At 67.8% G+C, this 23,595-nt stretch carries 21 protein-coding genes; 11 read left to right on the top strand and 10 right to left on the bottom strand.

Annotated features, from left to right (window positions below; all coding sequences use genetic code 11):
• Positions 1-122: 122 nt before the first annotated feature.
• The 4 genes from AC3FOF_RS17705 (at position 123) to AC3FOF_RS17690 (ending at position 3,805) form a co-directional block, all read left to right on the top strand.
• On the top strand, positions 123-902 hold the full coding sequence (locus AC3FOF_RS17705) for a GntR family transcriptional regulator (RefSeq protein ID WP_017224892.1): 780 nt from the start codon (positions 123-125) through the stop codon (positions 900-902).
• A gap of 61 nt (positions 903-963) precedes the next feature.
• Entirely contained in the window at positions 964-1,992 is a 1,029-nt protein-coding gene (locus tag AC3FOF_RS17700) for a tripartite tricarboxylate transporter substrate binding protein (RefSeq protein ID WP_276265552.1), read from the top strand.
• Entirely contained in the window at positions 1,989-3,296 is a 1,308-nt protein-coding gene (locus tag AC3FOF_RS17695; RefSeq protein ID WP_488727294.1) for a 3-isopropylmalate dehydratase large subunit, read from the top strand. The genes AC3FOF_RS17700 and AC3FOF_RS17695 overlap by 4 nt, the downstream gene beginning before the upstream one ends.
• The gene (locus AC3FOF_RS17690) at positions 3,293-3,805 is read left to right on the top strand and encodes a LeuD/DmdB family oxidoreductase small subunit (RefSeq protein WP_488727293.1); all 513 of its coding nucleotides are present in this window, start codon (positions 3,293-3,295) and stop codon (positions 3,803-3,805) included. Before AC3FOF_RS17695 ends, AC3FOF_RS17690 begins: the two co-directional genes overlap by 4 nt.
• Before the next feature lie 25 nt (positions 3,806-3,830).
• Here AC3FOF_RS17690 and AC3FOF_RS17685 read toward each other — a convergent pair whose 3' ends face one another.
• On the bottom strand, positions 3,831-4,538 hold the full coding sequence (locus AC3FOF_RS17685; RefSeq protein ID WP_488727292.1) for a phosphoribosyltransferase: 708 nt from the start codon (positions 4,536-4,538) through the stop codon (positions 3,831-3,833).
• A gap of 479 nt (positions 4,539-5,017) precedes the next feature.
• Between AC3FOF_RS17685 and AC3FOF_RS17680 the strand changes: the two genes are divergently transcribed.
• Positions 5,018-5,200 (top strand): hypothetical protein, encoded by a 183-nt coding sequence (locus AC3FOF_RS17680; protein ID WP_017229920.1) that lies wholly within the window; start codon positions 5,018-5,020, stop codon positions 5,198-5,200.
• A 379-nt stretch (positions 5,201-5,579) separates the two neighbouring features.
• Here the strand turns inward: AC3FOF_RS17680 and AC3FOF_RS17675 are convergent, their stop codons facing one another.
• Positions 5,580-7,142, bottom strand: a complete 1,563-nt coding sequence (locus AC3FOF_RS17675; protein WP_488727291.1) for an EAL domain-containing protein — start codon at positions 7,140-7,142, stop codon at positions 5,580-5,582.
• On the bottom strand, positions 7,139-9,178 hold the full coding sequence (locus tag AC3FOF_RS17670; RefSeq protein WP_488727290.1) for an ATP-binding protein: 2,040 nt from the start codon (positions 9,176-9,178) through the stop codon (positions 7,139-7,141). Before AC3FOF_RS17670 ends, AC3FOF_RS17675 begins: the two co-directional genes overlap by 4 nt.
• Before the next feature lie 380 nt (positions 9,179-9,558).
• Between AC3FOF_RS17670 and AC3FOF_RS17665 the strand changes: the two genes are divergently transcribed.
• Positions 9,559-10,176 carry a response regulator gene (locus AC3FOF_RS17665; RefSeq protein WP_276267057.1) on the top strand — a complete coding sequence of 206 codons (618 nt, stop codon included), beginning with the start codon at positions 9,559-9,561 and terminating at the stop codon, positions 10,174-10,176.
• Positions 10,177-10,735: 559 nt separating this feature from the next.
• Here the strand turns inward: AC3FOF_RS17665 and cynS are convergent.
• Together cynS and AC3FOF_RS17655 are read right to left on the bottom strand one after the other, a co-directional pair.
• Entirely contained in the window at positions 10,736-11,179 is a 444-nt protein-coding gene (cynS, locus tag AC3FOF_RS17660) for a cyanase (RefSeq protein WP_017229924.1), read from the bottom strand.
• A gap of 112 nt (positions 11,180-11,291) precedes the next feature.
• A complete protein-coding gene (locus AC3FOF_RS17655; RefSeq protein WP_276267056.1) occupies positions 11,292-11,417 on the bottom strand; it encodes a hypothetical protein in 126 nt (41 codons plus the stop codon).
• Between the two features lie 392 nt (positions 11,418-11,809).
• On the opposite strand from AC3FOF_RS17655, the gene AC3FOF_RS17650 reads away from it, so the two are divergent.
• The 5 genes from AC3FOF_RS17650 (at position 11,810) to AC3FOF_RS17630 (ending at position 16,494) form a co-directional block, all read left to right on the top strand.
• Positions 11,810-11,998, top strand: coding sequence for a hypothetical protein (locus tag AC3FOF_RS17650; RefSeq protein WP_017229926.1), 189 nt, complete (start codon positions 11,810-11,812; stop codon positions 11,996-11,998).
• Positions 11,999-12,044: 46 nt separating this feature from the next.
• Positions 12,045-12,752, top strand: coding sequence for a GntR family transcriptional regulator (locus tag AC3FOF_RS17645; protein ID WP_488727289.1), 708 nt, complete (start codon positions 12,045-12,047; stop codon positions 12,750-12,752).
• A 627-nt stretch (positions 12,753-13,379) separates the two neighbouring features.
• Positions 13,380-13,715, top strand: a complete 336-nt coding sequence (locus AC3FOF_RS17640) for a hypothetical protein (RefSeq protein ID WP_488727288.1) — start codon at positions 13,380-13,382, stop codon at positions 13,713-13,715.
• Positions 13,716-14,576: 861 nt separating this feature from the next.
• Complete coding sequence (locus AC3FOF_RS17635) at positions 14,577-15,473, top strand: response regulator transcription factor (RefSeq protein WP_488727287.1); 897 nt, start codon at positions 14,577-14,579, stop codon at positions 15,471-15,473.
• A gap of 115 nt (positions 15,474-15,588) precedes the next feature.
• Positions 15,589-16,494: a glycosyltransferase family 2 protein gene (locus tag AC3FOF_RS17630; protein WP_488727286.1), complete on the top strand. Its 906-nt coding sequence runs from the start codon at positions 15,589-15,591 to the stop codon at positions 16,492-16,494.
• On the opposite strand, the gene AC3FOF_RS17625 is transcribed toward AC3FOF_RS17630, so the two are convergent.
• The 5 genes from AC3FOF_RS17625 to AC3FOF_RS17605 form a co-directional block, all read right to left on the bottom strand.
• A complete protein-coding gene (locus tag AC3FOF_RS17625; protein ID WP_017225455.1) occupies positions 16,461-17,282 on the bottom strand; it encodes a class I SAM-dependent methyltransferase in 822 nt (273 codons plus the stop codon). The two genes, AC3FOF_RS17630 and AC3FOF_RS17625, sit on opposite strands and share 34 nt — an antisense overlap.
• A 76-nt stretch (positions 17,283-17,358) precedes the next feature.
• Positions 17,359-18,630: a glycosyltransferase family 4 protein gene (locus AC3FOF_RS17620; protein WP_488727285.1), complete on the bottom strand. Its 1,272-nt coding sequence runs from the start codon at positions 18,628-18,630 to the stop codon at positions 17,359-17,361.
• Between the two features lie 9 nt (positions 18,631-18,639).
• Positions 18,640-19,764 carry a glycosyltransferase gene (locus tag AC3FOF_RS17615; RefSeq protein WP_488727284.1) on the bottom strand — a complete coding sequence of 375 codons (1,125 nt, stop codon included), beginning with the start codon at positions 19,762-19,764 and terminating at the stop codon, positions 18,640-18,642.
• 41 nt (positions 19,765-19,805) lie between these two features.
• On the bottom strand, positions 19,806-21,272 hold the full coding sequence (locus AC3FOF_RS17610; protein ID WP_488727283.1) for an oligosaccharide flippase family protein: 1,467 nt from the start codon (positions 21,270-21,272) through the stop codon (positions 19,806-19,808).
• Positions 21,269-23,575 (bottom strand): NHL repeat-containing protein, encoded by a 2,307-nt coding sequence (locus AC3FOF_RS17605; RefSeq protein WP_488727282.1) that lies wholly within the window; start codon positions 23,573-23,575, stop codon positions 21,269-21,271. Before AC3FOF_RS17605 ends, AC3FOF_RS17610 begins: the two co-directional genes overlap by 4 nt.
• Between the last annotated feature and the right edge of the window lie 20 nt (positions 23,576-23,595).

The raw sequence follows: 23,595 nt of genomic DNA, 5'->3' as shown, positions 1-23,595 counted from the left end.
GCAACGGCCAAGGCTGGCGCGGCGGCCGAGTGAGCCACAAAGAACGACATGACTAGGCTCTATGTCTGATTTAAAGTACATTAAAGCTATTCAAGACTTGTTACCCAAACGCAAGGGAAACCATGAGTGAAGCCGTCGTTCCCCTGTATCACCAGATTTACGTGGTACTACGCCAACAGATCGTGGAGGGCCGGTTCGGCCAGGGCCCGCTGCCAGGCGAAATCGACCTCGCAAAGCAATTCCACGCGTCGCGCGTCACCATGCGGCGCGTCTTCGATCGCCTGGTCCAGGAAGGGCTGGTGCGCCGTCACCGCGGCCTGGGCACCTTTGTCAATCCACACCCGGTAAAACCGGTTTCGGTAGGCGACCGGCCTGGCAGCCTGCTCGACAACATCATCGACATGGGGCAGAAAACCTCGGTCAAGGTGATCTCGATCGACGACGTCCACGCCACGCCGGAAGTGGCCGAAGCGCTTGGGCTGCAACCGGGCGACCCGGTGGTCAAGGTGGTGCGGGTACGCCATTACGGCAGCCGCCCGCTGTCGCATATCACCGCCTACCTGCCGGCCGACCTCGGCCGCGGACTGAGCCGCAAGGATCTCGAGACCACGCCAATGCTGCGCCTGCTCCAGAACGCGGGCGTGCAGCTGGGGCGCGCCAGCCAGACGCTGTCGGCACGGCTGGCCGACGTGGTGGTGGCGCCTTTGCTCGACGTACCGGTGGGCGGGGCGCTGCTGGCGGTGCGCCGCGTGGTGCTGGACAAGGCCGGGCGTCCCGTGCAGTTCCTGCTGGGGCAGTACCGGCCCGACCGCTACGAGTACCGGATGGAGCTATCCCCGGCGGGTGGCGACAGCGCCAATGTCTGGGTGGAAAGCGAAGCACGGACCGGGCTGCGAGACTAGCAAAAGCGGGCGAAAGCGCGCCATACTGCACGCTCTCGATTTTTCCCGAAAGGAAACCGCGATGCCTGTACAAAGCACGGTCCGGCCCAGCGCCGGACCTTTCGCCCGGCCCGCGCGCCGCCGTGCCCTGCGGGGCCTGCTCGGCGCCGCCGCCGGCCTTGCGCTGCTAGGCCAGTCGCCCATGGCGCTGGCCCAGATCGCTGGCGGCAAACCCATCCGCATCGTGGTGGGCGCGCCGGCCGGCGGCACCACGGATACGCTGGCACGCACCATCGGCCAGGAAATGGCACGCCTGCTCGACCAGACCGTGGTAGTGGAGAACCGCCCGGGCGCCGGCGGCAATATTGCGGCCGACCTCGTCGCCAAGAGCGCGCCGGACGGCACCACGCTGCTGATGAGTTTCACCAGCCACACCATCAACGCCACGCTGTACAAGAAGCTGCCTTTCGACCCGATCCAGGATTTCACCCCGATCACGCTGGTGGCCACCGTCCCGAGCGTGCTGGTGGCCAACCCTGGCCTGCCGGCCAACAACATCCCGGAACTGATCCAGTTGGCCAGGAGCAAGCCCGGCAAGCTGAATTTCGCGGTCGGCTCGGTGGGTTCGTCAGTGCATCTCGCCGGCGACATGTTCAAGATGATGACCGGCACCTACATCGTCAACATTCCCTACAAGGGCACCGCGCCGGCCATCACCGACCTGCTCTCGGGCCACGTCGAGCTGATGTTCGCCAGCACCATCAACGTCCTGCCGCACGTCAAGGCCGGCAAGCTCAAGGTGCTGGGCGTCGCCAGCGCGGCACCGCTGCCACAGTTCCCCGGCGTCGCGCCGATCGGCGCTACCGTCAAGGGCTTCGAGTCCAGCGCATGGTTCGGGCTGTTCGGTCCGGCCGGGTTACCGCCGGAGACCGCGCAGGCGCTCTACCAGGCTGCGCGCGCCGGTCTTGACACGCCGGCGGTGCGCAAGCGCCTGGAGACGGACGGGGCCCAGCCGGTCGGCAATTCGCCGGAAGCCTTCGCCGCCTTTGTGCGCAACGACGTAAAGCGCTGGGCCAGGGTCGTCAAGTACTCGGGAGCCAGTCCCGAATGAAGCCGCTTGCCGGGCCTGCCCACACTCCCGCCACCCTCGCGCAAAAGCTGGTCGCCCGCGCCGCGGGGCTCGATGCGGTCAAGCCCGGCACGGTGGTGACATGCCGGGTCGACCTGGCCATGTCGCACGATTCCAGCGGACCGCGCCGCGTGGCGCCGCTGCTGCGCGAACTGGGCGCCAAGGTGTGGGATCCCGAACGCTATGTGGTGGTCACCGATCACTACCTGCCCGCGGCCGATCCCGAGGCCCAGGCCATCGTGCAGTTCACCCGCGACTGGGTGCGCGAGGCGCGCCTGCCCCATTTCATCGATGGCGAAGGCATCTGCCACGTGGTACTGCCCGAGCACGGCCATGTGCTGCCGGGGCGCTTTATCGTCGGCGGCGACAGCCACAGCCCCACCGGCGGCGCCTTCGGCGCTTATATGTTCGGCATCGGCGCCACCGAGATGGCAGGCGTGCTGGCCACCGGCGAGATCTGGCTGCGGGTGCCGCACACCATCCGCCTGCAGTGGGACGGCCGGCTTGCGGCCGGCGTCTGCGCCAAGGACATCATGCTGTTTCTTTGCGGGCGGCTGGGTCTCGACGGCGGCCGCTACGAAGCGGTCGAATACACCGGAACGGCCGTGGCGGCCCTGCCCATGCAGGAGCGCATGACGCTGGCCAATATGAGCGCGGAGCTGGGCGCGCAGACCGGCCTGATCGCCCCCGATGCCACCACGCTGGCCTGGCTTGCCGAAGCCGGCGTACCCGCCGCCACGCTCGAGGCCATCCCGCTCGCACACTGGCGTACCGAGTCCGGCGCGGCCGTGCTGGCCAGCCATCGCTTCGACGCGGCGGCGCTGGCACCGCAGGTGGCCGCGCCGCATTCGCCGGCCAACACCGGCCCGGTGGACCATGCCGCCGGCCAGCGCGTGGAGATCGCCTACCTGGGCGCCTGCACGGGCGCCAAGCTGGAAGACCTGCGCATGGCCGCCAGCGTGCTGCGCGGCAGGCGGGTGGCGCCAGGCGTGAGCCTGCAGGTGGCACCTGCCTCGCTGCGCGACCAGCGCCAGGCCGAACGCGAAGGGACGCTGGCCGTCCTGCTGGAGGCCGGCGCGCAGTTGCTGCCCAATGCCTGCAATGCCTGCGCGGGCTACGGCCCCTCGCGCTTCCCGGCGGGCAGCCACGCCATCGCCTCCACCGCCCGCAATTTTGCCGGCCGCATGGGCGAGGATGGCAGCGCCGTCTGGCTGGCTTCGCCGCTGACCGTGGCCGCATCCGCTGTCACCGGCAGCATCACCGATCCGCGTGGCCTGCTGCCATGAGTCCGATTGCTGCCCAGCCCCTTCCCGGTGGCCGCATCTGGCGCTTTGGCGACAACGTCGATACCGACCAGATGGCACCCGGCACCCATATGAAAGGCGGCGTCGCCGAAATTGCCCGGCACTGCCTGGCCGGACTGCGTCCCGAGTTTCCTGCCATGGTGCGCGCCGGCGACCTGCTGGTGGCGGGGCGCAACTTCGGCACCGGCTCGTCGCGCGAACAAGCGCCGCAGGCGCTGCGCCAGCTAGGCGTGGCGGCGGTAATCGCGTCCTCCTTCGCAGGCCTGTTCTATCGCAATGCCATCAACCTCGGCCTGCCGGTGCTGATCTGCCGGGATACCTCGCGCCTGCTGGACGGCGGCTGCGCGCGGCTGGCGCTCGAGCGCGCCGCGTTGCTGCTGCCCGACGGCAGTCACGTGGCATGCGAGCCCATCCCGGAATTCCTGTGCGCCCTGCTGCGGGCCGGCGGGCTGGTGCCGCACCTGAAGGCCCGGCTGTCCGCGCGGCGCTGAGCCGCCGGTGCGCCGCACGCCCGGATCACGCCGGGCGCCCGCAACCGCACTGGCGCAGCAAGGCCATGACCTCTTCCTCGGTAGTCTGGCGAAAATCCAGGTAGAACGTGCCCACCGCGCCAAAGCTGGCCGGCACGTTCAGGCAGACCACCTGGTCCGCGGCCGCCCGCAGACTGGACAGGCCCTCTTGCGAAGCAACCGGCACAGCCGCCACGACCTGCTTCGCGCCCGCGCGGCGTACGCCCTCGAGTGCGGCGCGCATGGTGGCGCCGGTCGCCACGCCATCGTCCACCACGATCACGGTACGCCCCGCCATGGCCGGTGCCGGCGTGCCGGCGCGGTAGCGCTGCTGCCGGCGCGAGATCTCGTCGAGCTGGCGCCCGCGTTCCGCATCGAAGGCGCCGCTGTCGAGCGCGCGGCGCGTCCAGGCATCGTCGTTGGCCACCGTATGCGGGGGGACGCCCGCGGCAGTTCCCTCCACCACGGCACCGAGCGCCAGCTCCGGATAGCCGGGCGCGCCGATCTTGCGTACCAGCAGGATATCGAGCCGCCCCTCGAGAATGCGGGCCACCTCGAACGCCACCGGTACGCCGCCGCGCGGCAGCGCCAGCACCAGCGGGGGCTCGCCGGCGGCAGCTGCGCCAAAACCGAGTCCGGCCAGGTGCCGGCCAAGATAGAGACCGGCTTCGCGGCGATCGGCAAAGCACGGCGGCAATGACGTGGCGCGAGACATGGCTGTCTCCTGCAGGGAGGGGGTCGATGGGCCCCGGTCGCGACGTGCCGTGAACGGGATGAGCGGTTGAAGGCATCCAGGCGGCGCGGCATCGGCGCACCCAAGCCAAATATAGACGCATCCGGCTGGCGAATCGAGGGGGCCCGGCAGGCGCGCGAGCGCCTCCGCGGTCGCTCGCCAAGGGATACGGAACGCCCAGGGACATGAGCCCCGGCGCCGGCACCGCCGCGCCGTGCAACGTGCGTGACGCTGGCGCCGCCACGGTGCCGTGGCGGCACCATTGAATGCGATTCCGCAACACTGTGTTTTGCCGGGGCAGGCTTTTCTCCGGCGGGCTTTTGGCTAAGATGGCGCTCACCGATGGCAGCCACCGATCGCCATTTCACCAGCGTCCCCCACCGGGCCCCAACCATGCCCCACCGACAAAGCCCCAACAAGGCTTGCCCGGGACGCGACCGACCGCATCAGCGAGAAAGCCAATGAGCACGCATCACGGAACCACGCAGGACACCCACCACGCAGGCCAGGCCGGAGCGGACGTCAACAGCCCGGGACTCGATATCCCCTTTGGCTCCCTCGATGCCGCTGCCCTGTCCGAACTTCCCTATACCTTCCGCCCTACCGGCACCTGCGCGCGCTACTACAACGAGTGCTTCAGCTGACAGCCAAAGCGCGCCGGGACCGGATCGCAAGGCCAGCCGCCGCAGGCAGCCCGCGCCTTGCCCCTGGCTTCCTCGATACGCCCTTCGGCGGCTTGCGCTGTCGGCTGTCCGGCGTTGGCTGCAAGTCCTGCAGGACGAACGAAACCGTGGAGTAGCGAACAAGCGAACGCGGGGAAAAAGCCGGAGGAAAAGAGCGCCTCGCGTAGAACCGCGAGGCGCTGGCCGGCAAGGGGATTCCGGCAGGGAGTCGTATAGCCCGACGGGGAAGCAAGGCTATTCGCGGATTCTATATCATTTTTATCATTTGTGAATATGGCATAGGTTTCATATTTTCGTGCCAATACGGTCCGCAATAACCGGCACGTTCACACCCGCTCCGCTACCATGAACGCATCGCCAGGCGCGCGGGCAACCAGCCGCGCAGCGCGGCGAGCGTCATCGGAGGCGCGAAGTGATAGCCCTGTCCGAGGCGCACGCCCTTGGCCGCCAGCAGCGCGCGCTGCCCCTCGCACTCGATCCCCTCGGCCACGACAGCGAGATCCAGCGCATGGGCGAAGTTGATGGTGGCATCGACGATCCGGCTGCTGACATTGTCTGCCGGATCCGCCTGCACGAAGATCCGGTCCAGCTTGAGGAAGTCGACCTCGAACTGCTTGAAGTAGGCCAGCCCGCAGTAGCCGGTGCCAAAGTCGTCCACCGCCAGCTTGATGCCGCGCGCCTTGGCACGCTGGATGGCGCTGCGCTGTGGCTCCACCAGCGATACCGCATCGCGCTCGGTGATTTCCAGCACCGGCGTCACGTTGGCCTGCAACAGCGCGAACAGAGGCGAGTCGCCGGCCCAGAAGCCGGCGTCGTCGAAATGCGCATTGGTGATATTGAAGGCGAGATGGAAAGCGGGCGGCAAGGCCAGCGGGCCGAGGTCGCGCAGGACGCGGGGAATCAGGTGCTGCGTCAGCGCTACCGCCAGGTGCTGCTGCTCCATGGCCGGAATGAATTGCTCCGGCCCGAGCAAGCCGCGCTGCGGATGCTCCCAGCGCGCCAGCACCTCCACCCCCGCGCACAGTCCGCTCTCGAGATCGACCAGCGGCTGGTAGTAGGGCACGAACTCCCCGTTGCGCAGACCGCGCTGCAACTCGGCGGCAAACGAGCGGCGCGCGGCGCGCCGCGAATGCAGGGCGAACATCGCCAGCGCGGCCAGCCCGGCCACGAGCGGCGGCAAGGCCAGGTATTTCAGGCTCTCCTGCAGCGCCAGCGTGCGCGGCGCGCTGGCGATCACCGTGATCGGGTGTCCGGCCAGCTGGCGGATATCGACGATGCCGCGCTGCCCGCCCGCGATCACACCTGCACCGGCCCCATCGCCGGCGGCGTCCAGTGCGTTCGGCATGAAGCGAGTGCCGCCCACGTCGATCTCGATATCCGGAAGCCCCAGCTTTCCGGCCGACTGCACCATGTCGACCAGGTAGCGCCCCTCCACCCACACCATCACACCGTTGCCGGGACTGGTGCCTAAGAACACCGCCAGCGCCGTGGCGCCGCCGTGATGGGGCTTGGCAAGCCGGTATTGCAGGCCCGGCTGCCAGTGCATCAGCTCGCCCAGCGGCAAGACGATATCGCCCTGCACCGCGGAGCAATAGCGCATGCCGCGCGCCACCAGCACCACATCGCGGACGTAGGCGGTGTAGGCCCCCTGCTCCTGCAGCTGGCGCGCCACGCTGCGGCAGGGCGCGCCCACCAGCGCGCGATCCTGGTACGCAATGCCCAGCGTGTCGGCAAGCGCCAGTTCGAGATTGTCCCGCACGGCCAGCGACATCCGCTCCACGCGAGCGCGGGCATCGTGCGCGGCCAGCAACGCAATCAGCCACAGCATCAGGCCGCCGGCAAAGAGCGCCGCCAGCACGGCGGCACGGCGCGCTCCCGGCTGGCCCCACAGACTGTCCTTCACGCTACCGCCGGCAGGCTAAGTGTCACGACCGTGCCCTTGCCGAGCTCGCTGGCCAGCGTGATCTGTCCCTGGTGCCCCGCCACGATTTCCCTCACGATCGACAGGCCCAGGCCGTTCCCCTTGGAATTGCCATGGCGGTTGGCCCGGTAGAAATTGTCGAACGCCATCCCCGCCTCTTCCTTCGTCATGCCGATCCCCCGATCCTCGACCCGGACCGACACCTTGTCCTGCCCTTGGGCCGGCGGCTCGACGGTAACGGTCACGGCCTCCTGGCCATCGGAGTACTTCAGTGCATTCTCGACCAGGTTGCGCAGGGCTTGCGCCAATTGGGAGCGGTCCGCCAGTACGTACAGCGGCTGGCCCGCGTCGACCACACGGACCCGGCCCTGGCCGGCAAACTCGGTGGCCACGGTCTCGCGCACCAGCGCGGCCACGTTCACGCGTTCGCGCTCCTGCATGCCGTTGCTGCGCGCTTCGATGCGTGCCAGGTCGAGCAGGTCCGACAGCAGCGCATTGAGCTGGCTGGCGCGGCTATGGATCGCATGGTAGATGCCGCTGCGGCGCTCCTGTGGCACCACATCCGCGCTCAGCAGCTCCGCATAGCCGGCGATGCCCGCCACCGGTGCCTTCAGCTCGTGCGCCGCCGCCGAGACGAAATGCGATTTCATGCGGTCGTGGCGCAATTGCGACGTGATTTCCCGCAGCACCAGCACCAGGCCGCCACCGCTCGCGGCGTGCACGATGCGCACCTCGTAGGCAGGCGATATCGCCATGTCGAACTCGACGATGCCGGCAAATTCGCCGCCCGGCTGGGCTCGGTCCAGCTCGGCCAGGAGCTGTTCCGCATGGCACGCCTGCCGCGCCGGCCGGCGGCCACGGTAGAGCCAGTGGACGAACTCGCGCTGGGTGGCGCCGCGCAATTGCGACAGCGTAATGCCGAGCAATTCGCATAACGCCGTGTTGGTCTCGTCGATCACGCGATCGCGGCCGAACACCGCCACCCCGTCGGGCATGGCAAGGAACAGGCCCCGCAGGTGCTGCTTCTTCTCGGACAGGATGTCGCGCACCACACTCTCGCGGTCGGCCAGCGCGGCAAGCTCGCGCAGCGCGATGAACTGCCGAAGCTGGAAGAACGCCACCAGCACCGTGGCCACGCCGGCGATCGCGATCACCACCCGCAGCCTGTCGCGATAGCCCGCCAGCGCCGCTTCGCCGCTCACGCCGGCCACCACCGCGAGATCGCGCCCTGCCAGGCGCCGGATGGCGTAGAAGCGGCCGTCGCCGTCCGGGACGATGCCATCGCGCGGCTCGGCGAGCGCGCGGCGCAACGGGGAGCCGGGCATCAGGATCTGGCCGGGCTGGCGGCTGCCATTGCTCCAGCGCGCGCGCACCACGAAGTCGTCGGTGCCCGCGAGCATCACGGTGCCGGATTCTCCCAATCCCGCACGCGCGTACACATCGGACAGGTAACCGGGATCGAGCGACACCACCACCGCACCAAGAAACCGGCCGGTGGCCGCTGCCACGATGCCCTTGGAAAGCGGCACCACCCAGCGCCCCGAGACGCGCCCGACCAGCGGCATGCCAACGTACAGGGACGGTCGCCCGCGGCCCTGGTGCACGCGGAAGTACTGGCGGTCGCTCAGATCCGTCGGCTCATCGCTCGCACAGGTGGAGGCCCGCAGCATGCCGGCGCGGTCGAGCACCGACACTCGCAGGAAGGGCTTGACCGCCAGGTAGCCGCTGCGCGCCCATTGCGCCAGCGGCAGCGCCGGGCCGCGCTCGACCACCGCACGCCCCACCAGCGACGCCGCCTGGTCGGCTTCGGCCAGCAAGCGTTCGGCATGTTCACCGAGCATCCCGGCGACGTGTGCGAGATTGGCATGCGCGCGCCGCAGCTCGGCCGCGCGATCCCACAGCGCCCAGCACGCCAGCGCGCTCCAGATACCGGCGACGATGACAATACCTGACCAGAACGGATGCCTCGCGGCGCGATGCGCGCCTGCCCAAGCCTGTCGGTAGATTTCCAGCCTCATGGGAAAGCTACCGGAAAACGAATATATTGTTCATCACAGCCGTGCATCGCAGCCTTCGATACCAGTCCGCGCGTGCGTGCGGCCCGCGCCCCCCCGGGTGCCGCTGCCGTGCGGCAGCCTCCTTGCAGCAAAGCTTCACAGTATGATCTATCCGGCTATGCCAGGGCCCTTGCGATGGTTCACCGCCCGGGACATCCGGTACTGCCGGCCAGGTGCATCGCGCAGCATGACTTTCGACATTTCAGCGATGCCTCATCATAATTGCGTGCTTCTCTGGCATAAAGTTGCGCTTCTGCAGCTTTCCGACGAATAATGAAAACAATACGATACGCAATGCCACAGCCCTGCCCGGCGCGCGTTGCGTCAGTTGAAGAGGCCATATGACCGATCTGCGCTTTTATTCCACCAGGACCGCAGCGCAGAGGCTTGGCGTTTCCTTGCGCACGGTCCAGCTCTGGGTCGAGAACGGCCGGCTGCCCGCGTGGAAGACCGACGGCGGCCATCGCAGGATCCCGGCCGATGCGGTGGACCGCATGGTGGCCGAGCAACGCAACCAGTCGGCCACCGCGGCGCCGGGTGCGGCAGCGGAAAAGGCGTCGGCGGGAAGGGCATTTCGCGTGCTGTTGGTGGAAGACGATGAGCACCTGCTGCAGATCTACCGCATGGCGCTGGAAGCCCTGGCCCCGCAAGTCGAAATACTTGAAGCCACGAACGGATACGATGGCCTGCTGCTCATCGGCAGCAGCAAACCCGACCTGGTAATCCTGGATCTGATCATGCCCGGCATCGACGGCTTCCGGCTATGCCGGACCATCGACGCGCAACTGGAGTTTGCCTCGACCAGGATCGTCGTGGTGACCTCGCTGGACAAGCATGCGATCAATGACCGTGGCGGCATACCCGCGCATATCCGCGTCTTCTCCAAGCCGATCCCGATGTCGGTATTGCAATCGCTCGTCGTTACACTGCAGGCCGCCCCCCCCGGTTCACCGGGCTAGGACGCACGCGCAGGCGCGATGGCGGAATCGGTTGCCGCCATTGTATATCATTTTTTTCATATAAACGCGGGCGGCAGGTTTCATATTTGCGCACAACCGATGCCTGCCAAGCGGCTGGCGAACGGTCCGAACGCCCCCTGTCCCAGCGTTCTCCGATGTCCATCCATGGACAATACCTGCGGGAAGCCGTACGCCTTGCCCAGGCCAACCGCGCGCGGCGGTCTGTCCTTGCAACCGCCGCCAGTGCCGCTCATGCGCCTGCCCGGAGGCATGACGGCAGCCGAACTGTATGGCGCTCGAGCGGGCCACGGATGCGCCCTGGGCAAGAGCGTACCCATTTCTGCGTGAGCCGTCCAAAGGGGCGGCGTACCCGTTTCTGCGCAGGTTTTCACGTCCGGGAATGGCCTGCGTACCCGTTTCTGCGTGCCTCCGGGGCGGCCGAAAAAGAGGGGCGTACCCGTTTCTGCGAAGAAACGATGCGCCCGTCGGCATGAGCGTACCCGTTTCTGCGTGACGTCGATCCGGGCGCCCTGACACGGAGGCAGGCCGTTTCGGTGTTTCAGTAGTTCTTGTAGGGCAGGAACTTGCCGGACATCTCGATGCGCACGCGGTCGCCGTTCGGATCTGTCTCCCGCCGCAGGTCCATGCGGAAATCGATCGCGCTCATGATCCCATCGCCGAACTCCTCATGGATCAGCGCCTTGAAGGTGCTGCCGTACACGCTGACCAGTTCGTAGAAGCGGTAGATCAGCGGATCGGTCGGCACCGCGGTCGGCAGGGAGCCTTTGTATGGCACCGTTCTCAGCCACGGCTCCGCTTCCGCCGGCAAGCCGAAGATGTCCACCACGGCGCGCGCGCCGGCCTCGTCGAAGGCCATCTGGCCAAGGCAGGCGGCGGTAGTCCACTCCTTGCTCCTGCCGACCTTGTCGGCCACGTCGGCCCAGCGTATACCTTTGGTAACCTTGGCTTCGATGATCAGGTCGGTGACGTCGCTGCGGTTCATGTCTTGTCCTCTCGGTTGGATGGCAGGGGATGGACAGGTCGGCGCAGGCAGCGCGGTGCGATCCCGCGGCCGCAGGAAGTGCCTGCGTCGGCCAGCGCCCGGGGAATCGATGTCATGGCTGCAACACGGCCTCGATGCCATCGGGAACGTCCGCGCCGGCGTATCGCACCATGGCGGCAAACGAGGTGGTGCCCGGCATCAGGGCCTGCAATGCCAGCACGACAAGCAGGATCGGCATTCAGACCTCCCGTTCTCCCTTGACACGGCGCATGGCGCAAGGTTCGTGCCACTTTGGCGGCCGCGGCGCCGCAGCCGCCCACGCGCCAGCAAATACCGGTGCGCACTGGCACGGACGCAGCACGCACTGCGAAGGGGAACACGCCCACCGGCTCTCCCCGGTAAGCCAGCCACCACGCCCTCAAGCGGTGCACCTTGGTACGGTTTGCTGCCCCTCGCACCGACGGCGCCGCCGCGCGGCGTACGTGGCACAGCCATTGCGTGCATACAAGATCGCATACAAGCAGGGGAGAACGTGCCGCACGCATGGATGCCTTTGTCCGGCTGGCAACGCGCCGGGCCAGCGCCTGCATCGCGACAGCGGCCCGAGCTTGACGAAACGAGGAAAAACCCATGACCGAGCCTTGCCACGATACGCTGGCGCGTTACGCTCGCAGCGCGCTCAAGCTACACGGGCTGAACCTGCCGGACGCCGAAGCGCGCGTGATCGAGCCATTCCTGCGCGTGGCTGCGTTGGCGGCGCCCATGCTGGCGCACCGGCCCGATGCGCATGACGGACCTGCCTCGGTGTTCCGGCCATGACCAGGCGCGGTACCCCGTTCGAATCCGTGCTGGCGGGAGCGGCGGCATGAGTGGTGCCGATGCCCGCGTGGTCTCGCGCGCCGAAGCCGTCTATGCACAATTGCGCGACGACATCTTCGAGTTCCGGCTGCTGCCCGGCGACCGCTTTACCGAAGGCGAGATCGCCTTGCGTCTCGGCGTATCGCGTACGCCGGTGCGCGAGGCGCTGCTGCGGCTGCAATCCGACGCGCTGGTGCAGGTGTACTTCCGCAGCGGCTGGGAAGTGGTGCCGCTGGACTTTACGCGTTTCGACGAACTCTACGCCTTGCGCATGCTCATCGAGACCCACGCCGTGCGCATGCTGTGCACGCCCACCGCGCCCTCCGTGGATCGCGGCGCGCCGGCACAACTCGCGCAGTTCTGGTGCGTGCCGGAAAGCGAGCGGCTGGAGGACGGCCGCGTGGTGGCGCAGCACGATGAAGCCTTTCACGCCGCGCTGGTGGCCGCGGCCGGTAACCGCGAGATCGCGGCCGTGCACCGTCAGGTGAGCGAGCGCATCCGCATCATCCGCCGGCTCGATTTCACCTACGCCGCGCGCGTGGCCGCCACCTATGACGAGCACGCCGCGATCCTGCGCGAGATCCAGCGCCAGCACGTGGACCAAGCCATGCTGCTGCTGTCCAGCCATATCGAGGCGAGCCGCGCCGAGGCGCGCAAGATCACGCTGCACCACCTGCAGACGATACGCACCGGCGCCGGGAATGCGCGCGGGTAGCCTGCACCGCGCGGGCGGGCGCAGGCGGCAGCGAAACCCCGCTTCATCGCCACCCGCCCCCATGCGCGGGCGGGATTGGCACGCCAGCAAGGATGCGCGCGCATCGCTACAACGGTAAAACTTTGCGGGAGTTATTTCCGATGTAACGCCACATTACGGGACCGGCGACGTCCCGTTTGCTTTTCGCGCCGCGGCCCGCCCCGCCGCAATATCGGCGCGCCCAATGCCGGCAAGGCCTGGCGGCCTCGGCCACGGAACCGCCAACGCCTGCCGCATGGAGCGCCGGGCCCTGCGCAAATGTGAAAGCGCCTTACAAGTCCAGGCACACCGGCGCGGGCCTCGTGGCTACAGTGAAGCCATGTTCAACACGAAGCCCGTCACGGAGTCCCCGACATGAAACGCGCCATTTCCCTGGTTGTCCTGCTGTCCACCGCAGCGGCCCTGCTTTCCGCCTGCATCGTGGTGCCCCCGCGCGGTGGCCCGCCGCCGTACCGCTACCACGACCGCTATTGATCGAACGGCCGTGCCCTGGCCGGACAGCTTGCGCCGGCCTGAAAGCCCCCGCGCAACGAACACAAGCACGCCACAAAGCACCACCCGCCTCTTTCGGATCCCTGGAGTTGAATCATGAAACGCCAATTGCTGCTCGCCCTCGCCACACTCGCCGCCGGCGCGGCGCTTGGCCTCATCTCACCCGCCCGGGCTCAATCGTATCCCCCGGGATACCACGGTGGCCCCCCGGTCATGCGCCCGGCTCCGCCGCCGCCGCGCTACGAACCGCGTCCGCAGGCGCGTCCCGGCCAGGTCTGGGTACCGGGACACTGGGTAGCCGGCGGCAGCCGCTATGACTGGCGCGGCGGCTACTGGCAGCGTGCACGGGCGGGCTATCGCTACGTGCCGGAGCGCTGGGTGCCGGGCCCGCGCGGCGGCTGGGTACTTCGCCCCGGCTACTGGGCACGCTAGAGTCCCGAGTCTGAAATTCGTTGCAGAAACAAGTCTGCCGGGCAGGCGTTGGAGCCTATCAGCGATAGCGCAGCAAGGGCTGAAGCCCTGCGAGCAGGCGTGACGGCGGATCGCGCGTCTTGCCGGCGGACTTATTCAACGACGTTGTGATTCAGGATTCCAGGTCCCGCCAGCGGATACTTTGCGGCACCGGCTTCGGCGCTCTGCGCCGCGGGTCGGTAGCAGGATGGCAGGGCCCACGCCGGCTCATCCAGAGGGCGGACCGGAACCTCATCCTTTCGCACTAGATCGTCCGCCGGCGGCCGGCCGGGACGAATGCGGGCCGGGAAAAACCCCTCCCGTGCGAGCCGTTTCAATTCTGGATCAGATACATCCCGCAAAATAATATCACTCCCCCGATCGGGTGAATTTGAGTTGAATGAATATCTCCGGGCCGGCATTTCCGTTACACCGATGAAACATTATTGAAGTGCGCTGTTTCAACCATGCAACGGCGCTTTATGCGCCCTGAATGCCGCGTCGATAACTTCGCCAAGCCAATCTCCATAAGGCTTTCTGGATTGCAAAAAATCCCTCATTCATCCTTTAATTTGCGCAAAAAGGAACGCTTGCATTCCCTTCTATCAGCCCATAAGATGATTTTAAGCCTATTTATGGGGCGAGATTTCTCGGGTTGGGTTCGGGTCACTCTTCCGGCCGCGCTGACAAGTTCCATGCAAAACGGAACGCTATGCTGCGGCATGGAAGCACGGGGGTACAGCACACACACTGCAAGTGCTTTTGGCACGCGCCGTGGAGTCCGGTATTCCGTCACGCAAAGCGTCCCTCTCCCTGACCCGAACAACGGGGAGTCACACGAACATGAACGCATTGCTGATCGAGGAGCATCCGCTGCTCAGTCTCGGGCTGCTTCAGATGCTCGAGAGCATCCATGGTACCGGGCAAGTCGTCACCCTATCGCCCTTCGATATTGCCCACCTGGATGGTAGCCATCGCAACGCGGACCTGATGGTATTCGGCATGCCTGCCGATACGGTCTCCGGGTGGCGGCAACTGGATCATGTCCGTGAACAACTCGCCCCCAGGCGCATCCTGGTTCTGGCGGACGCGCTGCCGCTGTGCGTGCCGTCTGCCGACAGCGCCCGCAATATCTGCGGCTGCCTGCCGAAGACGGCCGCGCTGCCGGTGCTCGAGGCCGCGATCCGGATGGCGATCTCCGGCGGCCAGGGCCTGATGCTTCCGACAGAAGCCGGCGCGATGCCGGCGGCATCGCGCTCGGCCCTGCCCGCCACGGCCTCGCTGGCTTCGGCGGCACCCTTGCCGCTGACCGTTACCGTGCAGGCCGATCCGCAGGCGCTGGCCGCCTGCGCCGCCGCGCCGCGCGCCACCGTGCGCAGCACGGTGGCAAGCACGCCATCGCAGGGGTCCCGCTCCGGCGATGCGGAACCCAGCTACGACGAAGCCGAGATGCTCAAGATCACGCCGCGCCAGTACGAAGTGCTGGTGCTGCTGGCGCGCGGACATCCCATCAAGACGGTCAGCCGCATGCTGAATATCTCGGTCGCCACCGTCAAGAGCCATGCCTGCACGCTCTACCAGCGGCTCAAGGTACGCAACAAGGGCGAGGCGGTCTATGCCGCGCTCCAGCGCGGCGCCACACTGGACTGGGTGAGCGGAGACGAGCCCGCCACCCGCGCCGCTTCCGTGGTGAAGCGGCGCAGCGAAGCCAGCTACGCCGGCAGCGGCATCGCAGCCTGACCCGTGGCAGGCGCCGGGCGCGCGATCCACCGGCCAGCTGCCGATGTGACCCGCCCGGCATCGTGCCTTCGTGGCCAGTACCGAACCTAACCGGCGCCGCTCGAGGGGGCTCCCCATGTCCACCGCATTCCTCCCGACCTTCTCCCTGTGCATCTGCACCCGCAACCGGCCTGCGGATTTGCGCCGTGCGCTGGCCTCTGCGCAGGCGTCGACCCTGGCCCTGCACCAGGTGATCGTGTCCGACGACAGCACCGACTACGCCACGCGGGAGATGATGCGCGCCGAATTCGCCTGGGTAACCTACCTGGAAGGCCCGCGCAGGGGCCTGTCGGCCAATCGCAACCGCGCACTGGCCGCCGCCACCGGCTCGCATATCCTGTTCATCGACGACGACGCCACGCTCGCGCCGACCTTCCTGCAACAGATGTCCGAACGGATTGCCGACGACTATGTCAACCACGTAGCAGCCGGCGGCACCCCCGGCGAGCTGATCGTGACCGGCACCGAACTGTGCCACGGCGAACGCGTGCGGCCGCACAAGGGCGCCTTCCTGGGCTATCAGGAACTCAACTACGGCTACGGCGAGCCCATGTATTCGATCGTGATCAACAGCACGGTGTTTCCCCGTGGGTTGTTCCGCCGGATCGCCTTCGACGAACAGCTTGTCTACGGCTACGACGAGATCGATCTCGCCAGCCGCGCGGTATTCGCCTGCGGCTGCCGCATCGCGTGGCTGCCGAGCGCGGCCAACCATCACTTCCCGTCGCTGGCCAACCGCGACTACTACCAGCCGTTCACCGAGGCCTCGCGCATCTACACCACCTTCAAGCGCTATTGCTGGAGCCAGCGCCGCCCCGGCAAGGCAGCCCTGTTCCTGCTGCTGGCGGTGCCGCACAACCTGCTGCACAACCTCAGGGCGAACGGGCTGCGCGGCGCCGGATCGTTCTGGCGAACGACCCGGCTGGCCTGGGGCTATATCCGCGGCTATCAGGCCTCGAGCGGTTTGCGCGCGATAAAGTGAAACCACTTGATCTCGCGCGTATCGTCGCCGCGCCGCACCGCCTGCCCGGTCTCGTTGCCTAGCACGCGCTCCGTGACCAGCCCGGCTTTGGCCAGTTCCCCCAGCTGATGCGCCAGCGTGGTGAACAGGATCACCAGGCCAAAGTTGTGTGCGCCGCAGACGTGCACCGCGTAGCCATCGAAGTCCTGGTTGAACCGCGCGTTGCGCAGGTAGTTCCAGCTGGCTCCGGGCAGCGCATACATCATCTTGAGAATGCGCCACCCGTAGCGTGCCGGATTCCAGCTCCATTTGGGCAGATGCTTCCAGACGCTTTCGCGATAGCCGGGGCCGAGCATGTTGTGGGTGGAAAAGAGCAAGCGTCCGCCCGGCCGCAAGATGCGCGCGCTCTCCCGCAGGATGGCCCGGCGCCCTTCCATGTCGACGGCATCGATGCCGTTGTAGCTGAACATCACCAGGTCGAAACTGCCGTCCGCGAAGGCTGACATATCGCGCGCATCCATCTGCCGGAATGACACGCCAGGGTGGCGGGCACGGCAGACCTCCAGCAGCTCCGGCGTGTAGTCGATGCCGATATAGTTGCTGCTGATCGCCCGCATGATGGAAACCGTGCGGCCACCCCCCACCCCGATGTCCAGGATTGGCGCGCCTCTTGCCTGATCGCTTACCCAGGCGACCGCCGCGGCTTCTCCCCTGTCCGTCCAGCCATCCAGTTGCCCGAACCAGCCCAGCCATTTCTGCGCGGACCAGATCGCCCGGTTGATCTGGTCCATCTTCATATCGATGTTCATCGTGAACCCTCTCTCTGCGTAACCACCCGACGGTAAGGCGCATGCCGTCACCGTTATCCTCGGCACGGGGGAGCGGTCAGGCAGCAGGCGAATCGCGGGCGAACCGATGCGACCGGATCACGCCGGCGATCACACGATCGATGGCGGCGAGAATGGCTTGCGGAGCAAAGCGCAGGATCGCCGCGTCCAGCGCGTTGCCGGACAGCAGGTCGCGCTGTTCGTCATCGCACAAGCGGGCCAGTGCGTCGGCCAGCGCGCCGGCGTCTCCCGGCTGCACCAGCCAGCCGGTGACGCCGTGCTCGATGATCTCGGGCACGCCCCCGGCCGCCGTGGCCACCACCGGCTTGCGGGCCAGCATGCCTTCCACCACCACACGCCCGAACGGCTCGGGCGAGACCGAGGCATGCACGACCACGTCCACGCAGTGCATCAGGTTCGCCACGTCCTCGCGGAAGCCAAGGAACTGCACGCGGCCGCACAGGTCTGGCTCGGCGGCGCGCTCGCGCAGCGCCTGCTCGTAAGCGCCTTCGCCGAACAGGGCCGCGCCCACCAGCACGGCGGTCATGCCGGCCACGCGCGATACCGCCTCGAGCAGCACATGCTGCCCCTTCCACGGGGCCAGCCGGCCGAAGAGGCCAACCAGCAGCGTATCCGCCGGCAGGCCGTTGGCCGCGCGCAGCGCCTGCCGGTCGAGCGAGCGCGCGGCTTCGAAGGGCGCGGCATCGATGCCGTTGTGGATCACCTCGACGGGTATGCGGCCGCCCGTCAGCGTATCGAACGCGGCGGCGCTCGCCTGCGAGTTGGCGATCACCTGGTCCAGGCCGCGCGACAGGCAGCGAATGGCGAAGCGCTGGGCGCGGCCGAAATGCCCGGCGTCGACGATATCGCGCAGGTGCCAGATCACCGGACGCCGGTGCAGCCATCGGCCCAGCACCGCCACGGCCATCGCTTTCTGGGTGTTGGCGTAGACCACGTCCGCCTGCCTGGCACGCCTGGCCACGCGCCGCACCAGTCCCGGCAATGCCATCAGCGCGCGCAGCACCCCCGCGCCCAGGCCACGGGTGCGGATGGCGCCGATCGCGCCGCCGTCCTCCACGGCCACCTTCACGCCTTCGGCTTCCAGGCGCCGGCGGAAGGGGCCGTCCGACAGCAGCAGCACTTCGCCGTCGCCCCGCCGATGCCGCGCGATATCGAGCAGGCTCAGCTCAGCGCCGCCGAGTTCGCCGCTCTGATCGACGAATAACAGGGGGCGGCGCATCGCGCCCAGGCCGGCGGCGTCGCGGCCGAGGTCGCCACCGTCCGGCAGGGACGCCTCGCCGCTCAAGCCGGATTCGCGCAGGGCTTTCATGTGAGCTTCCTACTTTGCGCCGACTTCCGCCCGGCGTGCCATGGCATCGTGCGTGGCGCCAGCCGACGGCTGCAGCAACTCGCGATAGACCTCCAGATAGTCCCGGTTCATGCGTGCCACTTCAAGCCAGCCGATGCCGGCACGGGCGCGCCTGCGCCAGTCGGCAAGCGCCGCCGGATTCTTCAACAGGCCTGTCATGGCCTGTGCCAGCAGTTCCGGCTGGCACACCGGCACCAACTGGCCGGCTGCGCCGAACTCGAGCACCTCGGGAATACCGCCGACGGCCGTACCGATCACCGCGCAGCCGGCTTCCCGCGCCTCGCTCAGCGCCAGGGGAAAGGCATCGCTGTGCGAGGCCAGCACAAACATATCGGCGGCGTGCAGATACGGGCGGGGATCCGCCACGAAGCCGGGAAAGTGCACCGCATCCGCTACCCCGAGCGTGGCGGCCAGCCCTGCGCATGCGAGCCGGTCCGGCCCGTCGCCCACGCAGTAGAGGTGTGCGCCGGGCACGGCGCGGCGAACGTCGGCAAATGCCACCACCAGGTCGAAGATGCCCTTGCGCCCATACATGCCCGACACCGTGACGATGCTGGGCGAGGCCAGCTCGATGGCGGGCGCCGGTGGCCGCTGCGCTTGCCGCGGCGAGCCAAGGGTGGCGTTGCGCACCACAGCAACCCGCTCGGCCGGCAAGCCACTGCGCCGCAGATTGCCCCCCACGGCGCCGCTCACCGCCACCACGCGGTCGCCCATGCGCATCAGTTGGTTGCTGCGCTGGAATTCGCCGTGCATCGTCGTCACCAGCGGGTAGCGCGCGGCACGCGCGCGCCCGAGCCGCGCCAGGCAGGCGACCAGCGTGCCGGCGGCCATATGCGTGTGCACGATGTCGGGAGCAAACTCGCGCACCAGCGCGCGCAGCCCACGTACCGCGCGCGGCAGCGCCCAGGGGCGCCGCTGCGGCAGCACCGCGAAGCGCACGCCGTACTTGCACAGCAAGGCCTCGAAACCGCACGCTTCCGCTGCGATCGTCACCTCGTGCCCGGACGCGGCCTGCGCGCAAGCGAGATCGACCATGAGATTGACCATGCCGTTGCCGGTATCGCGCGCGTGATTCGCCAGGTGCAGGATTCTCATGGCTTCCTCCTTGCCAATCTTGTGGTCGATCTATAGCCGCGCTAGCCGCGCCCGAGCCCGACGCGCTGCCACACTACCGCGGCCGCATCGCGAAAGCTCGCCGAACTGTGCAGCGACCAGGCCAGGTTCGCCGCAACCAGCCCCGCCCCGAGCGTCCACGCAATCAGCAACGGCGCCTGCGCGCTGGAAACCGCCAGTGCGACGATGATGAACATCAGGTGCGGCAGCATTTCCCGCAACGCGGCACGCACCGGCATGCGGGACAGGACGAGAGAAGCGGCATAATCGATCGTGCCGCGCGCCAGCACCGCCGTACCCGCCCCGAGAATGCCGAAGCGCGACACCAGCAGCCAGAGCAGCAGCGCGAACACGGGCAACTGCAGCATCGACACATGGGCAACCGCTGCCTGCCGGTTCTGCGCCAGCATCAGCACGCGCGCGACCGTGGTCTGGCCAGCCAGCCACACGGCGACGATCATGATCCGCCCGACTTCGGCCGCGGCGGGAGACAGCTCCTGCCGGATCCACACATGAAGAAAGGGACCGAGCGTGAACATCGCGCCGATCGCCACCGGCGTAAACAGGTTGTTCAGGAACATCAGCGAGTGGTACGCGGTTTCCCTGGCTTGCTCGGGGCGAGCCGCGGACAGCCGCGGAAACAGCGTGCGCGATAGCGCGCCCGCCAGCAGGTTGAGCCGGCTCACCAGGTTCTGCGGCACGGCGTAGTAGGTGACGAAGCGTGGCGTCTGCATCGCGCCCACCACCAGCCGGTCGAGCGAATCGCCGATCATATTGGCCACCACCGCGAGCTGGAGCCAGCGGCCGTAGGCAAACAGTTCGCGCATGCAGGCGCGCTCCGGCGGGGCCATGCGCGTCAGCCCCAATACGCGCCAGGTGGCCGCGCCGAGCATCAGCGACGCCACGATGCGCGCCGCCACCGACGCCATGATCGCCACCTGCAAAGTGGGGGCGAAAGTGAACGCCATCACCACCGGCAGCACCTGGAACAGCACGGTACCGATGGTCTGGTTGGTATTGAACACCGAGAAACGCTCGGCTGCGCTGATCGATCCGGCGAAGACCAGCGACAGGTTGCCAACCGGGATCGACAGCGCAACCCATGGCAGCGCGGCCGCCACTTCACCCAGCAGAGCCGGCGGAACCTGCGTGCCCCAGTTGAAATAGGCCCCGGCCGAAGCCCACAGCGCGGCGCCACCGGCACAGCCGGTGGCGAGATTGAACCAGCATGCGCTCCAGAACGTCCGGCTGACCTCGTCCGCGTCGCCCGCGGCGAGCGCGCGCGAGATGCGATTCTCGCTGGCCAGGCTGATGCCGAAGTCCATGACGGCGAAGTAGCCCACCAGCACCCACACCAGCGTGATCACGCCAAAACGGTCGAGGCCGAGCGCCTTGATGTACAGCGGCACGGTCACCAGCGACACGAAAGTCGGCAATATCAGTCCCGCGAAATTAATCAGCAGGTTGCGCCGCATTGAGGTATCGATCATCGCAAGCCCGCCACTTTCCGGCCCGCGCACGACGGATGTACCTGCGTCTGCGCCTGCTGCACCACACCCGACGGCGGCTGCAGCCGGTACATGAGATTCTTGCCGTGGGCATCTTCCTCGACGAAGACCAGGTACTCGCCGTCATCGCGCCTGAGCGCCGTGATCGGCATCGGCATATCCACCCAGCCGCTTTCGCAGCCCACCTCCGGCCCGGGCGTCATCACGCCAACCTGGCGCGAGGAACGGTTGTCGATCACCCGGACATGCGCGTTGCGCGCTTCCACCAGGAACAGATAATCGCCGGCGATGGCAAACCCTTCGGTCCCGTTCTCGCTGATGGCACCGGGCAGCCTGTCGACGTCGAGCACGTAGCGCGGCACCGGTGCGCCGGTGCTCCAGTGGTCGTAGCGCGCGATCACCCGCCCGGTCGAGTCCCAGTTGGCGGCCTCGTAAGGCTTTTGCGCGGTGGCGCCGGAAAGGTACATGGTGTCGGACTCGGGAAAATACTGCAGGCGCTGGATGCGGGTGAAGGGAGGCGGCATCCGGGTCCTTTCAACGTGCTCGAAGCTGTATTTCGGGTTGCCGTTGCGATCCAGCCCCTGCAGCCTGAAGCGGCGGATGCCCTGCGCAAAGGAGCCCAGCCACACATCCCCGCGGCTATCCACCCACCAGGCCTGCATGGGCGCGCCGTCGCCGCTGGGGCTGCGCTCGAACTCATCCGGCTGGAAGCGTCCGTCGCCGTTGCCATCGCGCCAGATCCATTCCCCTGCCGGCGGCTGGTGGGGCGGCCACGCCCCATCGATATGGCGAAGCGAGAAAAAGCCGGCCGGCACCGCGACTTCGCCATGGGACCGATCGAAGCGATAGACCTTGAGGTACTTGGCATGGCGGTCGGTGAAAAAGCCGAACAGCCGGCCCTGGATGCGCCGCATCAGCGGCACGCCACGCCCGTCGGCGGCATCGGAAAACGCCGCATCCTCCGGATAGCGAAACGGGTCCACGGTAATGGCGGCGTAGGACCACTCGCTGCCCGGCACCGTCTTGTCGAGATCGAGCCCGAAGCGCCGCGTACCCGCGTAGACTTCGTCCGGCCGCGCAGGGTCGGCGTGCACCGCGTCGAGGAAGAGCAGGCCCTGCAGGTTCCAGCGGCGTTGCCCGTCCGGGGCGTAGCTTTCGAGCACCACGCCAAAATTGGCGGCGCCCGCGTGCAAGGGACGAGGGCCTACGCCGTTCATGGCCACGTAGATATTGCCCTGGCCATCCACCGCGAGCGCGCTCAGGCCATGGAACCGATGCACCCCTGTGCTGCCCGGCGGGACCGCTCCCGCGCTGGCGCCGCCGGCAAAGGCGCCGCCACGCTCGCCCAGTTCGCCGGCCGGCCGCACGGTGTCGCCGCGCACCTCGAACAACATCAGGTTCTGCCGTGGCCCGTTATCGGCCACGATCAGCCGCTGGTCCGGCGTCAACGCCAGATCGACCGGCAGGCTGCCCTCCGGCAGGGGCGCCACCAGGCCGCGCTGCCCCTGCCGGTTGAAGCGCACCACGGTACGGCCCCTGGCCGCGCAGCAGTTCAGGATCGCCCACACGTTGCCGTCGCCGTCGACCGCGATCCGGCCGGGCTGCGGTGCGGGCCAGCGCGCGAGCCGCTGCATGCTCTGGCTGTCATAGAGTTCGATGGCATCGCGATAGGTGTTGGCGACATACAGCACGCCGTTGCGCACGGCCAGCCCGCGTGGACTGCCGTCGCGCCTTTGCTCCACGGCATTGAGCACCAGGAAGCTGTTCCGCGTTGGCCCGCCGACGTTGCCGACGCCGCCCGCGAACGGCGCACCCAGCTCCGGCCTGGCAAGATGCCGGCGGCTCACGCCGTACCAGGCGAGATCGCGGCCGGGGTAGCCCGGCTTGCCCGCCTGCGTATTGCCCACATTGGTGATACGCGCGGCGGCGAACAGGTATCCGTCGCCCACGGCAATGGCGTCGCCGCCATTGTTGCCCCAACCGTGCGTGCTCTCGGCCACGCCGGCGACGCCCCCGTTGCGGATCATCGTGATCTCGCCGCCGCCTTCGTCCCAGAGCGCGTTGGTAAACAGGATGCCGTCCGGCGTCACCGCCAGCGCCTCCACGGAGTTCGGCGTCCAGCGCCGATCGCCGAAGCCGTACGTATTGCCCAGCCACGAGGTGCGGTAGCTCAACCCGCCGCCCAACTCGCCGCCCAACTCGCCGCACAGGACGCCGCTCGCCAGCGCCATGGCCCCGAGCAGCAACGCGCCGGCCCGCAGCAGCCGCGTGACGCTGTCAGCCATCGCGCCCCCCCGCGAGGCGG

This window comes from Cupriavidus sp. 96C5-1 (assembly GCF_057798855.1).
The sequence above is the reverse complement of the archived record's forward strand: the minus strand, read 5'-3'. Positions and strand labels throughout refer to the sequence as shown.

What these genes read in the sequence shown, in the direction of transcription:
- AC3FOF_RS17705 (WP_017224892.1), top strand. Translation starts at nt 123, where the DNA reads ATGAGTGAAGCCGTCGTTCCCCTGTATCACCAGATTTACGTGGTACTA.
- AC3FOF_RS17700 (WP_276265552.1), top strand. Translation starts at nt 964, where the DNA reads ATGCCTGTACAAAGCACGGTCCGGCCCAGCGCCGGACCTTTCGCCCGG.
- AC3FOF_RS17695 (WP_488727294.1), top strand. Translation starts at nt 1,989, where the DNA reads ATGAAGCCGCTTGCCGGGCCTGCCCACACTCCCGCCACCCTCGCGCAA.
- AC3FOF_RS17690 (WP_488727293.1), top strand. Translation starts at nt 3,293, where the DNA reads ATGAGTCCGATTGCTGCCCAGCCCCTTCCCGGTGGCCGCATCTGGCGC.
- AC3FOF_RS17685 (WP_488727292.1), bottom strand. Translation starts at nt 4,538, where the DNA reads ATGTCTCGCGCCACGTCATTGCCGCCGTGCTTTGCCGATCGCCGCGAA.
- AC3FOF_RS17680 (WP_017229920.1), top strand. Translation starts at nt 5,018, where the DNA reads ATGAGCACGCATCACGGAACCACGCAGGACACCCACCACGCAGGCCAG.
- AC3FOF_RS17670 (WP_488727290.1), bottom strand. Translation starts at nt 9,178, where the DNA reads ATGAGGCTGGAAATCTACCGACAGGCTTGGGCAGGCGCGCATCGCGCC.
- AC3FOF_RS17665 (WP_276267057.1), top strand. Translation starts at nt 9,559, where the DNA reads ATGACCGATCTGCGCTTTTATTCCACCAGGACCGCAGCGCAGAGGCTT.
- cynS (WP_017229924.1), bottom strand. Translation starts at nt 11,179, where the DNA reads ATGAACCGCAGCGACGTCACCGACCTGATCATCGAAGCCAAGGTTACC.
- AC3FOF_RS17655 (WP_276267056.1), bottom strand. Translation starts at nt 11,417, where the DNA reads ATGCCGATCCTGCTTGTCGTGCTGGCATTGCAGGCCCTGATGCCGGGC.
- AC3FOF_RS17650 (WP_017229926.1), top strand. Translation starts at nt 11,810, where the DNA reads ATGACCGAGCCTTGCCACGATACGCTGGCGCGTTACGCTCGCAGCGCG.
- AC3FOF_RS17645 (WP_488727289.1), top strand. Translation starts at nt 12,045, where the DNA reads ATGAGTGGTGCCGATGCCCGCGTGGTCTCGCGCGCCGAAGCCGTCTAT.
- AC3FOF_RS17640 (WP_488727288.1), top strand. Translation starts at nt 13,380, where the DNA reads ATGAAACGCCAATTGCTGCTCGCCCTCGCCACACTCGCCGCCGGCGCG.
- AC3FOF_RS17635 (WP_488727287.1), top strand. Translation starts at nt 14,577, where the DNA reads ATGAACGCATTGCTGATCGAGGAGCATCCGCTGCTCAGTCTCGGGCTG.
- AC3FOF_RS17630 (WP_488727286.1), top strand. Translation starts at nt 15,589, where the DNA reads ATGTCCACCGCATTCCTCCCGACCTTCTCCCTGTGCATCTGCACCCGC.
- AC3FOF_RS17625 (WP_017225455.1), bottom strand. Translation starts at nt 17,282, where the DNA reads ATGAACATCGATATGAAGATGGACCAGATCAACCGGGCGATCTGGTCC.
- AC3FOF_RS17620 (WP_488727285.1), bottom strand. Translation starts at nt 18,630, where the DNA reads ATGAAAGCCCTGCGCGAATCCGGCTTGAGCGGCGAGGCGTCCCTGCCG.
- AC3FOF_RS17615 (WP_488727284.1), bottom strand. Translation starts at nt 19,764, where the DNA reads ATGAGAATCCTGCACCTGGCGAATCACGCGCGCGATACCGGCAACGGC.
- AC3FOF_RS17610 (WP_488727283.1), bottom strand. Translation starts at nt 21,272, where the DNA reads ATGATCGATACCTCAATGCGGCGCAACCTGCTGATTAATTTCGCGGGA.
- AC3FOF_RS17605 (WP_488727282.1), bottom strand. Translation starts at nt 23,575, where the DNA reads ATGGCTGACAGCGTCACGCGGCTGCTGCGGGCCGGCGCGTTGCTGCTC.